Below are 13,043 nucleotides of genomic sequence, written 5' to 3'. Positions count from 1 at the left end.
GCTGATTTCTTATTGACTGCCAACGGATAGACTTCTCCCCTGGTGTCAAAATTCCTATCGTTCCCTGCTTTTTTCCCGTTTCCGGTATAATTCCAGTGCCTTGATTATGGTTTCCTCCATTTTCTGCTGTGAAGTTCCTGACGGAAAGTATTTTTTCAGTCGGTTCTTCGGGATTTTCCACTGCTCTACCTGATTTGGTTTTTCCTCTGCCATAATCGACAACAAAACATCTTCATTCAGTCTGCCCTCTGCTGAAAACTTGCGAATCTTGATTGCCTGTGCATGACTTGGGGTACAAGCCTCCGACTCCATGGTGTCGTACAATATCTCCTGTTCCTCTTTCGGCAAATAAGACAGCTCTACCGCCGGACGCATAGAAATCTTTTTGTCATCGACCATTTCAAGAATTTCCGGGATAAGTTCTGTAAGGCGGATATATCGGCGGATTGTTTCTCGACTTTCCCCTACTTCTTTTCCCAATGCTTCATTTGTTCTTAATCCGTTTAAATCTGACACCACTGGTGTCAGATTATTTTTACTTGGTCTTCCTGCTTGCCTATTCATAGCCTCCAATCTCATTTTATAAGCAAATGCTTTCTCTGATGGTAATATCTCCTCTCTTTGAAGATTGCTGTCAACCATGACAATAACTGCTTCATCATCACTGAGATTTCTTACAATACAAGGAATACTCTCCAATCCTGCCAATTCACTTGCCATTTTTCTGCGGTGTCCGGAAATCATTTCATATCCGCCTGTTGGCTTCTCTCTGACAAGAGCAGGAACCAATACACCATGTTCTCGAATACTTTCAATGGTCTCCACCATTTTAGCGTCCATTTTTACTTTAAACGGGTGGTTCGGAAAATCACTGATGTCATAAACAGAAATATTTTTTACATGCTCCTGATTCTTCTGGTCTCTTTCTTCCTGCGTGGTAAAAAGGTCATCGGCTGAGGGAAGATTCATGTTTATTTCTCTGCTTTTCGCCACACTGAATCACCTCCCTCGTAAATTCTGCATACGCCTTTGCAACAGTTCCATTCTTGTCATACTCATAAATGCTCTGTCCTGCTGCACTGCTTTCTGCCGCTGTGATAGCCACTGGAATAACCGTTTTAAAAATTCGGATATGTTTCCCATAATTTTCTCTAAGGCTATCCTCTGTTGTCCTTGCAAGTTTTGTTCTCATATCTGCAAGTGTCAGCAATACTCCATCAATCTTCAGATTAGGATTTAACTGTCTCTGCACCTTACCGATTGTTTTCATTAGCTGTGTCATACCCTTTAATGGAAGATAATGAGCCTGCACTGGAACAATTACACTGTCTGCGGCAGCTAATGCATTGATAGTCAACATTCCCAAACTAGGCATACAATCAATCAGAATATAATCATAATCCTTTTTCAAATCTGACAGATACAGCTTTAAAGTCTGCTCTCTGCTCATGGCATTTACCAGTGAAATTTCCATGCCCGATAATTCAATGTTGGTCGGAATAATATCTACTCCTTCTTCATGGTGCAAAATGCCTTCATTATACACAAATGGTTCATCTTGTAATATCTTCTTCATCTGCGTTTCCAATGTAACCGGAAGACTGTCCGCATTCGTCCACCCCAATGCAGTTGTTAGATCTCCCTGTGGATCAGCATCGACCAATAATACTTTTCGCCCCTGATGTGCAAGACCAATTCCAAGATTTAATGTTGTTGTGGTCTTGGCTGTTCCTCCCTTCTGATTTGCAAGGGCAATTACTTTACACTTGGTCATATAGTTTCCTCCTTCCTCGAAAAATTTAATAGCCAATCCGTTTTACGGGACTGGCTATGTATAAAAATGGGTATGAAAAAGCCGACTGATTCTTGGTGAACCAATCGGCTATGTATTATATTGCAAGATTTTTTAATAGTAGTCTGCATATTCAGCTGCCATATCAGCTAAACACTGATTATGATCATCCATCATCATATCAACACACTGCAAAAACTCAGATATTTCTTTAAAAAATTCACCAACATTTCTTGCATCAACATATTTATTCTTTACAAAATGATATCTTCCATATTTATTTACTGGATACCTAAACACACTTGAGGAGGAATCTAACGCATTTATTTGTAATATATATCGTTCTGCATATGTGATAACAGATTTATCTCCCTCTCCTTGGGAATGGCGAATTAAGTCTTCATTTATCATATTCCACAATTTTTCAAATGAGTGCTTACTCTTCGATAACTTTTTACATCTTTCCTGAAATCCAAAAGCACACTCTTCAAACCATATTTGTTTTAATTCTAATTCCAATGCATTTCTGTATAGATAGCACATTGGGAAAAAATACGTTTCTTTTAACTTTGAATCACCAATTATTAAATCTCCCAAATATTCTGCTGATTCAGAGTATCCCTTTACCATAGGTCCATAAAATGCTTTACTATAATCATATCCTATTACGCTTTGGCAATAATACTCCCCGCCTTCTTCTAAAAAAACTGTATTATATTTTTTATACTCTTCATATCTTTTCTTTTTATTCTCATAATATGAACACAATATGTCAAATACTATTTCCATCTTATTTGCGAACGCAATTAAATTGATGTGTTTTTGTCCCTCAAAAAACTTCTTTATTGTGTACTGCTTGTCTCCCCATACTTCATCTTTCCTTATTTCAATTTTAAAAGGATAACGAAAAGCATCTGAATCTTTATCAATAGGATTCATATCTTCAAAAAGAGCTTTCATCCATAAATATGCATCTTCATCAGTGTTTATTTCATCTCTTATGAAAGGTTCAATATACTCTAAAATTTTAATAAGATTATGAAAAGTTTCTTTAATAAATATTTCTCCCGAATCTTCAATATATTTAAAAGCAATAGCTTTCAATTTCAATTCTAAACTGTGTCTATATAAATATGCCACTGGGAAAAAATAACAATCTAATTCACCAATTCTCTGTCTTTCCAATATATATTCCGTAATCACATGTGCTGCTTTAAAAAAAACGTCTCCAAACTTTGAAAAGTTCTCGCTTACATTCCCCGAACATTTTAAATTGAATTTGTATAAACTTTCTTTGCCATAATCCATAATATTCGCATCTTGTCTAGGCCACATCATATCTTGCATCGCTTTACCTTCATCTTTCACAAATTGTATTTACCAATTATTTCATTTTCTACATCTTCGTTTATTTAATATTCTTCTGGAATTTCTTTCAAAAATTCTATATCATATTCTTCTGTAAGCAATTTTATATTATACCTAAAATTTTTACGAAATTTCTTCATTGCAGCAGAATAACGCATATCACACCAATCCTTTTGTGAATTTTTATATATAATTCCACTTGCATCAATTTTCTGCATATCATCTAAAAATTCGTTACATGTATCAATCATTGCTTTGATAATTTTTACAGTAATCCGATCATACTCATATTTAGAAAGTATTTCTACCAGTTTATTTTTTATTTCTATAGCTGATTTTTCACTCCACTCTTTGATCTCCATTTCCATTGGATTGGTTAAAATTCTCTTTGATTCCAAATAATAAAACATCTCTTGTATACCCTTTTTCTTAGACTCAGTATATTCCCAAGATATCCCACCTACCGGAATTGATACCCCATTTATTTTTATTCCCATTTACTTCTCACACCTCCCGATCTATCTTACCAACTTTTCAACCCCTATACATCAATTTTTTGCATTCCATAACCGAAAAAGCAGGCAATGAAAAGTCACAAAACCTCTTCATCCACCCGCTTTTCACCTATACTCTCACCACTACCACTTCCACAACATCTGGATGTTCAACCACCCACATACCACAAAATACCACCTGTTTTGTGACTTTCTCATGCTAGGAGACAAAATATTCCACTGCGTTATTTGGAAAGAACTCTTTGAATTCCCCATACAGCTGCGCAGCCAGCGTCTTATTATGTGCAATAATCAATGTCGGCTTGTTCATCTGTTGAATAACATTCGCCATGGTAAATGTCTTACCAGATCCAGTAACGCCAAGCAACGTCTGACACTGGTTTCCTTCTTTGAAGCCTTCGACCAGCTCTTTAATTGCCTGCGGCTGGTCGCCAGTTGGGTTGTATTGTGATACTAATTCAAAATGATCCATGTAATTTCTCCTGATCGCTCTAATTTAGCGGTGATATTTTAGAAATAGTAGTTGTTTTCTTAGTATTGTTACTTGTATAGTATATCATTCAGGAGAAAAAAAGTACAGAACTAAATCGAATGTTTGTTCTGTACTTTTACATCTTAGCTCGATTCTACATACCTTTAAAATGTATCTGGATTTAAAGTCAAATTTTTTATTTCGTTGACAGAATAACCTTTTAAGATATATAATATTTTTATTACATTTGTAAGATTTGGAGGAATATCACATGAGCAATCTGCCTCAAATTTCAGAAGCCGAATTTGAAGTTATGAAAATCGTTTGGAAATATGCATCAATCAGCACCAATGAAATTACTGAAAAATTAACACAAATTTCCCGTTGGAGTCCTAAAACAATTCAGACATTGATTAAACGTCTCGTTTCTAAAAAAGCACTAACCTACGAAAAACAAAGCCGGGTTTTTGTCTATACTCCATTGGTCAAAGAAGACGAATATATTCGGCAGGAAAGTAATTCTTTTTTAAAACGATATTATAATGGTAATATCACTTCTATGCTTGCCTCTTACATTGAGGATGATAAATTGTCTGAAGAAGACATTGCCAGCTTACGGAATCTTCTTTCCAATCATTAACCATGGGAGGAGGAGCATATTTTGATATATTTTAGTTTTCGATTTTTACTGTGTAATGCCATCATTTGTATTTTTTTAGGTAGTTTACTGGGATTAAAAAATTTATTGCAAAGGCAATTATCCGCACGTATGCAATATAATCTTTCGATTATATTTCTTGCCGTTCTAATTGTTCCCTTTTTACCAATAAGCTCTGCCCCATCTTCTATATCGTGGAGCCATTTGCTGACAGCCAGTTCAAGTACCAATGGTGACATTCAAACCACTTTTCTTTCTGGTAATGGTTATAATTTGGATAAAATAAATGATTTTGCTGTCTCTGTCAGCACCCAAATACCAACTTTTATTCACACATTACTTGTATTTTTCTGGAGTATCGGTATATTCATAATGTTTTTTCTTCTCTACCGCTCAGTAAGACAAGTAAACGCCTTACATAGTTCTGCTTTACCTCTTCAAAATGAAGAACTAAACGCTCTTTATATAGAATGTTTAAACGAAGTGAACAGCAAGCATACCATTCCGATTTATAGTACAGCATTTTTGAAATCTCCTGTTTTGGCTGGTTTCCTGCATCCTCGCATTTATCTTCCAATTCACTTGATTTCAGATTTTAACGCTGGAACTATAAGCTCAACTGATATTCGATATATGCTTCTTCATGAACTGCAGCACTACAAGCATAAAGATATTCTAATTGGATATTTGATAAATACAGTACATGTTTTCTACTGGTTCAATCCCCTAATCTGGTATTTTCTAAAAAGAATACGGCAGGAACGCGAACTTGCCTGCGACAGTGCTGTATTACAATTATTGAAAGAAACAGAATACAAGTCATATGGAAATACACTGATTAACTTTGCCGAAACAATAGCTCTGTCTCCATTCCCTCTTACTATGGGAATCAGTGGAAATATAAAACAGTTAAAAGGACGCATTTTAAATATTGCATCATTCCACCAACCTACTTTTAAACAAAAAATTCGTGGATATCTTATATGCATATTCGTCTCTACTATCATCATTGGATGCATTCCCATACTTTCTGTTTATGCTTCTGATCAAACTGGCTATCATTTTGACACAACCGAAAAGAATATTACTCAGCTAAATCTTTCTTCCAATTTTGGGGACTACACCGGAAGTTTTGTTTTATATAATCAGTCTGCTGATAAATGGAATATTTATAATATGGATCATGCTTCCACACGTGTATCACCGAATTCGACTTATAAAATATATGATGCATTACTTGGCTTGGAATCTGGAATTATTACACCAGAACATTCCACTTTCACATGGAATGGAGAACCATATCCTTTTAATTCATGGGAAGCCGATCAAGATTTAACCTCGGCTATACATAATTCTGTAAACTGGTATTTTCAGGCAATTGATTCACAGGCAGGTTTTGAAGCCGTAAGAACATTTTTACAGACAATAAACTATGGGAATCAAAATACTGGAACAAATCTAAATCTCTATTGGACAGATTTCTCTCTGAAGATATCACCCATAGAACAGGTGGAATTGTTACAGGATTTCTATCAAAATAATTTTCATTTTGACAGTAAAAATATCCAGGCAGTAAAAAAAGCCCTGCTGCTTTCCACTACTTCTTCCGGTTCTCTTTACGGGAAAACAGGAACCGGGCGTGTCAATGGTAAAGATGTCAATGGCTGGTTTATCGGATACATTGAAACAGCGAATAATACTTACTACTTCGCAACAAATATTCAATCCTCTTCTGGTGCAACTGGAAGTCAGGCTACCGAAATAACAGAATCTGTACTTTCTAATCTTGGTATTTGGAAATAAATAAAGAGAACTGATAGCATAATTTCCTGTTATCAGTTCTCTTTATTTCATTCTTCTCTACTGATCAATTCTGCAAATTACCTAACCGGTACTGATACCTCGGTATATTATCAATACCATTATCTAAAATCCTGTTTCCAACATACTGAATCGTTCCATCATCCTGAATTTTCATCGTAAGTTCGTGTGTAATAACAGCATCATTACATACAACAGAATCACATACTGCATGAATTGTCAAAACAATGGTTCCATCTTCATTATGCCTGACTTCTGTTACTTCCGGTAAAGACAAGCCAAAATGTGTTGGTGAATAATTACCACATCCCAATCGTTCCCAGATAAACATATTACTTTGTTCATCGTAGACCGCCCATTCTTTCAATTCTTCTTTTGTAACAGGAAGATATGTCATAATTACATTTTCGAACTCTTCTGCTGGAATTCCCACAACCTCTTTTTCTGCCGTAAATTTTTCTCCATATTTCATTTGATAAAAATATTCATAAAGTCCATTATAATCCAACCCCTGCATATCCTCCGCATTCCAGTTTGAACATAACAGATTGTTTCCCTGATAGCCGAACGTACTCACATATTTTTTTGAATATTCCCGACACTCCTCACTCAAAGGCTTTACCCGGATAATACAACTTCCATCTACAATCTCTGTCACTTCCGGTGGTTCAGGTACGCATAATTCATAACAGAAATTCCCATTTTCAGTATATGCCCATTCTTTTATTTTTGATAGCGATATGTATGTAAGTACAGGCTCTGTATCCTCACTCCAGATCATTTTTGCGGACATCACACTCATTTCTTTTCCATCATAACTATATTCTTTTCTGGTAATTCCACCATCTGTATCTGCTTCATATAAAATTACACTTCCTTTTTCTTCTTGTTCTGCAGATTTTAAAAATTGTTCCATCTTCTGATAATTATCCATAACAGAATAATGATCGGAACCAATGACCGGATTCCCATTTTGTTTGATAATTTCTTTCATCCGATTCATCATTTGCTCAGCAGTGTTCTGATCTGCTTCTTGTATTCCATTATATTCAGAATAAATATCTCGGATAATGCCCATAATTTCTTCACAATCGTTCACAGCTTCCTTTTTCTTGTCTTCATCGATTGGTAGATTATATCCCTTATCCGGATTTTCCATGGTAGTGTTTTTCTGATTCTTCTCATTTTTTACATCTGTGCTGTTTAACGATATCTTACTTTCACAGGAAGTCAGAATCATTCCTATACAAAGTACTAACAAAATACTTTTTCTTTTCATATTGCCCCCTAATTATTACTGTAATTCTCTTCCCACTCTTCTTCTGTTAACCTTGGCATATACCACCCTGCATTTGCATTTTGATCTGACTTGATTACCTTATTTGATAAATACTGGAAACTTCCGTCTTCCATAGGTTTTATCATCAATTCACTGGTGATTGCCTGATCTAACATTCTGATTTCCCATACTGCTTCTATCGTAAGTTTTAATGTTCCATCTTGTAATTTTTCATATGAGATAACTTCCGGATATGGCTCATATGGGAATTCACAATCATATAACCCTCGCGGTCTGTATCTAAAAGTTCTATTATCAGAGTTATAAAAAGTTCCTTTTTCAATCTCGCTATTACTAAATGGTAAATAGGTCTTTATAACCTCTTCAAACTCATCTTTTGGAACTTCATATTCTGCTCCACCATAATTTGCTTCATATGGAACTTGCTTTCCATATTTCATATAATACATTTTTTCATAAAGATCATAAAAATCAAGTTCCGTATAATTCTGGTTATCCCAATTTGTAATCAACAGATTATTAAGTGCATACCCCAACGGCATAACATATTTTCGATTCAATTCTCGGCATGTTTTATCTAATGGCTGCACTCTGAATCCAGTTTCACCCGGTGCTCCATCAAATCCCGGTGGGTGATATTCCTCCAGAAACAAGTATCCTTTTTCTGTATATTTCCACTCATATGCTTCATATTCATCATAATAATTAGCCTGTGGGCTATTATCCTTCCATTTAACCTGACATAATCGAACATTTATCTTTCCATTCATTGACTCTAAATGATATTGTATAATTTCCCCTTCATCAAATACAACAACAATATCTACTGCTGCCTGTTCTTCTTTCTCTGCTGCTTTGCAAAAATCTTCTACTTTTTCACGATTGACCATATCAATCTGATTATCACAATCTACTGCCGCATATCCTTTTTCTTCCAGACAATTGATAATTTTTCTTTTCACCTTTAATGTATTTAACTCCGACTTCTCCTTCATATAAACAAACCGAAAAGTTTGTGCTGTTTTTTTTACTTCTGCATTCATTTCAGATTCTACGGTTTCTTTCTTTTCTTCTTTTTCCGTAATTCGATTTTGTCCGCACCCTGTAAAAACAATAAGAACTATCAATATCATCGCAAATATCTTACATATGTAATAATTCCCCATAAAAATTTTTTTATCCTTCAAAATACTCATCCAATACTGTTGCATCTTTTTTAACAACATAACCACTTCCACCGATTCCTTTCTTCTAATTTTTTTGTTCCTTAAATCTTACACTTGTAATATTTAAAAACCAAGTCTATTTTCAGGAATTGTATACTCCAGATTCACCATCTTTATGTGCGATATATCCTATTTTATTACCATCCTCTATATCTTCTCCATTTTTGTTACCCTGTCATTTTAAAGAACATCCTTACTTACACTGTTACATATTTTTCCGCTTCTTCTTTGCACTTCAACGTATTTCCATGCCCAATTACATATTCCATACATTCTTTTCCCTGCTCTTCTTTTCCGATTCGGTAGTAACATACTCCCAGCAGGAATCTGCGTGTAACCTCATAATAAGGCAGCTTTTCCGTATCATTTTCCAGTAATCTTACTGCTGCCTCATCTTCACCTTTCAGCATCAAATTTTTTGCCATAAACAGTGGATTCTTTTGAAATACTTTCCCTGCTTTTTCTAATGTAGCCGAATAACCTGCCGCATCTTTCTCCTGATATTTCTTCGACAGTTCGAGATTCGTCATGACCTGCTGCCAGGAACGTCCCTCTCTTTTTCCTTCCCATTCATTCTTTATATACTCTTCTGCCTTCTGCAACTGCCCATTTATGATCAGTGCAACTACATATTTAGACTCAGCTATCAGCATGACACTTTTTTGAAATCCATGATAATCCAAGCTCTTTCCGTACTTTACCAACTCTTCCAGCATTTCTGAATATTTTTCTGCATCACATTGCTGTGACAGAATCCGGTCAATTTTTGAAAAATCTCTGAGAATGTCCCTGATTAAAATGAATATACCTGCAATCAGATCAACCACCACGCAAATCCACAGAAGCCAGGGATCTGTCGTGACCCAGCCCGGCTGCTTCACATCGAAAAAGAGTACTGTCTCCTGATGCGGGAACGGATTTCCTTTGAAAATACTCACCACACAAATCAATGCTGCATAAATCAACAGCACATTCCGTATCATCCTGATGCGTCCATTTTTCTGCTTTTCATAAATCTTTTTTATCTGCTCTTCCATTTTCTCTACCTCGCTGTCACACTATTTTTGTACCTACAACATAATTATACATAAATTAATATTGTAGCGAATCTCTGTTCGGTTGTACAATATCTACTGCTGCCTGTTCTTCTTTCTCCGCTGTTTTGCAAAAATCTTCCACTTTTTCACGATTGACCATATCAATCTGATTATCACAATCTACTGCCGCATATCCTTTTTCTTCCAGACAATTGATAATTTTTCTTTTCACCTTTAATGTATTTAACTCCGACTTCTCCTTCATATAAACAAACCGAAAAGTTTGTGCTGTTTTTTTTACTTCTGCATTCATTTCAGATTCTACGGTTTCTTTCTTTTCTTCTTTTTCCGTAATTCGATTTTGTCCGCACCCTGTAAAAACAATAAGAACTATCAATATCATCGCAAATATCTTACATATGTAATAATTCCCCATAAAAATTTTTTTATCCTTCAAAATACTCATCCAATACTGTTGCATCTTTTTTAACAACATAACCACTTCCACCGATTCCTTTCACATTCTCAACCATACTGATAAGAAGAATTGGTTTGTCCACGCTTTTATCTGCCGTAAACACCGAAAACCACCCGATTTCTTTGCCAGAAGTATCTTCTTTCGTTGCCTTCAACTCGGCTGTCCCTGTTTTTCCAGCCAGCAAAATATCGTCACGATGTGCAGCATATCCGGTTCCTTCCGGATCATTTACAACACCTTCCACCCCTTGCATAATTTCTTCTACATTTTCTTTGCTAAACGCATTTTCTATCCATGTTTCACCGGATGCTTCTTCTTTGTATTTCAAATACGGTTTTATCATATTCCCTTCATTTAAAAATGAAGTATAAATACTTGCCAGATGTAATGGATTTACAAGAATCTGCCCTTGCCCATAACCACTATCTGCCAATTGTATTTCTGTTTCTATTTTATCTGTATTGGAATATGTTGATTCCTGCATCGCAATCTCAAACGGCATATCCTGATTAAATCCTATTTCATTTAAAGTATTCATGAAATTCTCACTACCAATTTTAAGAGCTGCCTTTGCAAAATAAATATTATCAGAATAGATAATTGCATTTTTCATAATAACCGGTTCATATTCATGAAGTGTTGTCACTTGATAAGATCCCCAAGACGAATCTTTCTGCCATGCCAAACCTTCATTTCCAAAATCTTCTTTTGGATCTATGCTTCCCGTTTTCAACCCAATTCCTGCCACAACTGGTTTAAATGCTGAGCCAGGACACCATACTTGACGGAAACGATTATATAATGGTTTCTTTTCATCTTCGTTTAATGATGTCCATTTCTCTGATGATAAGCCCCGTATAAATTCATTATTATCATAAGAAGGGGTACTTACCAAAGCCAATACTTCTCCCGTATAAGGATTCATTGCGACAGAACACCCCGGATCTTCTTTAAACTGCTCGTATAATGATTTTTGCAAATCGGAATCTATCGTTAATCTTATATCCATACCATCTTCTTTAAAAATACTTGCAAGAACCTCTTTTACTTCCCCATTACTATCCAAAATCTTTATATCACAACCATCTTTTCCTTTTAATTGCTTTTCGTATAACTTTTCCACCCCAGATCTTCCGATTACACTTTCTGCTGAATATCCTTCCCCTGGATGATTTTCCAAATCTTCTGCTGTTACAGACTGTACATAACCAATTAAATGAGCTGCTGCCTCCCCTAACTCATAGGTTCTAACTTCCACATCTGATAGCATAACCCCTGGAATTTCCAAAAGTTTGTTCTGACAATCCTGCTCCTCAAGTGTCTTTTCTTCTGGCTGTATTTTCATTAAATCTGTTTCTTTTACTTTTGGAATTGTTTCAATTGGTACAAAAGAATCTTCTTTTACCCACTTTGCTGTGAGTTTGTTATTTATTGTTTCTACATCTATCTCTAATAACTCCGCTATTTTTTCAATAGATACATTCCTGTCTTCCAGCTTTCCCGGTATAATGCCAACTGATGTTGCTACTCCTTTTCCTGCAAGCATTTTACCATCTCGGTCTAATATTTCTCCTCTCTCCGCTTTTGATGTAGTAACACTTATTTTATCATCACTCTCTAAATCTGGAAAAATCAGGCTATCCTGCCATACTAATTTATATCCCTGTTTCGTCTTCTTCAGTTCCGCCATATTGTCAAATTGTATTGTTCCGGCAATTGTATTACATGATGTTTCATACGAAAGCGTAACTGTATCTGCTTTTTTCTCTTTCACAGCTATATGACTGATTTTAATGTCACTGACCTCTATTCCTTCGTATATCTTAGAATTTCGTTGTATGTATTCTTCTTTTGTCAGATAAACTTTTTCATCTGAATCTATCATAGTATACATTACTTCATATTCCTTTTTTTCAATATGGTTCATATATTCCACAAGTGTGTCTTCTGGTGATTCCGTTATCGTCCTTTTTAATAAAACACCTCCCGAAACAGCAATTACTGTTATAGCTACTATCAGCCCAAAAATCTTACAAATGTAAGATTTTTGAGTGTTTTGCTTTTTCCGTTTTCTTTTCATAGATACCACTTTCTTTCAACGCTTTTATTTTCTTAAATCTTACACTTGTAATATCTGAAAGTCAAGTCTTTTCTTAGGCATTATATACGTACGTCGCACGATGCATATAAAAAGAAATCCTCGATCACAAGTAAACTTGTGGGGTTTTGGTCTAGGTACAGCTTGTGCATTGTAGGTGCATCAAGACATCCGCACAAGCACGCTTAGCTCGATTTCGCTTCGCTTCATCTCGCTATACGTGCGTCGCACGATGCATATAAAAAGAAATCCTCGATCACAAGTAAACTTGTGGGGTT

11 protein-coding genes and 1 pseudogene are annotated in these 13,043 nt (G+C 35.5%); 2 read left to right on the top strand and 10 right to left on the bottom strand.

From position 1 onward, the window contains the following. Positions 1-54: 54 nt before the first annotated feature. The 5 genes and pseudogenes from LI162_RS02740 to LI162_RS02720 form a co-directional block, all read right to left on the bottom strand. Positions 55-993: a ParB/RepB/Spo0J family partition protein gene (locus LI162_RS02740; RefSeq protein ID WP_173903441.1), complete on the bottom strand. Its 939-nt coding sequence runs from the start codon at positions 991-993 to the stop codon at positions 55-57. Beyond that, positions 947-1,774 (bottom strand): ParA family protein, encoded by an 828-nt coding sequence (locus tag LI162_RS02735; RefSeq protein WP_156734687.1) that lies wholly within the window; start codon positions 1,772-1,774, stop codon positions 947-949. Before LI162_RS02735 ends, LI162_RS02740 begins: the two co-directional genes overlap by 47 nt. 132 nt (positions 1,775-1,906) lie before the next feature. Further along, positions 1,907-3,160: a hypothetical protein gene (locus LI162_RS02730; protein ID WP_131918281.1), complete on the bottom strand. Its 1,254-nt coding sequence runs from the start codon at positions 3,158-3,160 to the stop codon at positions 1,907-1,909. A gap of 44 nt (positions 3,161-3,204) precedes the next feature. Next, a complete protein-coding gene (locus LI162_RS02725) occupies positions 3,205-3,657 on the bottom strand; it encodes a DUF6650 family protein (RefSeq protein ID WP_115624650.1) in 453 nt (150 codons plus the stop codon). 220 nt (positions 3,658-3,877) lie between these two features. Next, positions 3,878-4,147, bottom strand: a pseudogene (locus LI162_RS02720) (DEAD/DEAH box helicase family protein); the annotation flags it as partial. A 271-nt stretch (positions 4,148-4,418) separates the two neighbouring features. Here LI162_RS02720 and LI162_RS02715 point away from each other — a divergent pair. Continuing rightward, positions 4,419-4,787 carry a BlaI/MecI/CopY family transcriptional regulator gene (locus tag LI162_RS02715; protein WP_227155689.1) on the top strand — a complete coding sequence of 123 codons (369 nt, stop codon included), beginning with the start codon at positions 4,419-4,421 and terminating at the stop codon, positions 4,785-4,787. A 21-nt stretch (positions 4,788-4,808) separates the two neighbouring features. Continuing rightward, a complete protein-coding gene (locus LI162_RS02710) occupies positions 4,809-6,608 on the top strand; it encodes a BlaR1 family beta-lactam sensor/signal transducer (protein WP_082430384.1) in 1,800 nt (599 codons plus the stop codon). Between the two features lie 64 nt (positions 6,609-6,672). Here LI162_RS02710 and LI162_RS02705 read toward each other — a convergent pair whose 3' ends face one another. The 5 genes from LI162_RS02705 to LI162_RS02685 all read right to left on the bottom strand — a co-directional run bounded on the left by LI162_RS02705 (position 6,673) and on the right by LI162_RS02685 (position 12,747). Beyond that, a complete protein-coding gene (locus LI162_RS02705) occupies positions 6,673-7,905 on the bottom strand; it encodes a DUF6070 family protein (protein ID WP_005610830.1) in 1,233 nt (410 codons plus the stop codon). Between the two features lie 8 nt (positions 7,906-7,913). Next, complete coding sequence (locus LI162_RS02700; protein WP_226901230.1) at positions 7,914-9,092, bottom strand: DUF6070 family protein; 1,179 nt, start codon at positions 9,090-9,092, stop codon at positions 7,914-7,916. A 257-nt stretch (positions 9,093-9,349) separates the two neighbouring features. Then, entirely contained in the window at positions 9,350-10,189 is an 840-nt protein-coding gene (locus LI162_RS02695; RefSeq protein ID WP_021740685.1) for a hypothetical protein, read from the bottom strand. Between the two features lie 55 nt (positions 10,190-10,244). Next, the gene (locus LI162_RS02690; RefSeq protein WP_227155687.1) at positions 10,245-10,625 is read right to left on the bottom strand and encodes a DUF6070 family protein; all 381 of its coding nucleotides are present in this window, start codon (positions 10,623-10,625) and stop codon (positions 10,245-10,247) included. A gap of 10 nt (positions 10,626-10,635) precedes the next feature. Continuing rightward, positions 10,636-12,747, bottom strand: coding sequence for a penicillin-binding transpeptidase domain-containing protein (locus LI162_RS02685; RefSeq protein ID WP_227155685.1), 2,112 nt, complete (start codon positions 12,745-12,747; stop codon positions 10,636-10,638). Positions 12,748-13,043 lie beyond the last annotated feature (296 nt).

Source organism: Mediterraneibacter sp. 210702-DFI.3.120 (genome assembly GCF_020561005.1).
Taxonomy (GTDB): domain Bacteria; phylum Bacillota; class Clostridia; order Lachnospirales; family Lachnospiraceae; genus Mediterraneibacter; species Mediterraneibacter faecis.
This window is presented reverse-complemented; position numbering and strand designations above follow the sequence as displayed.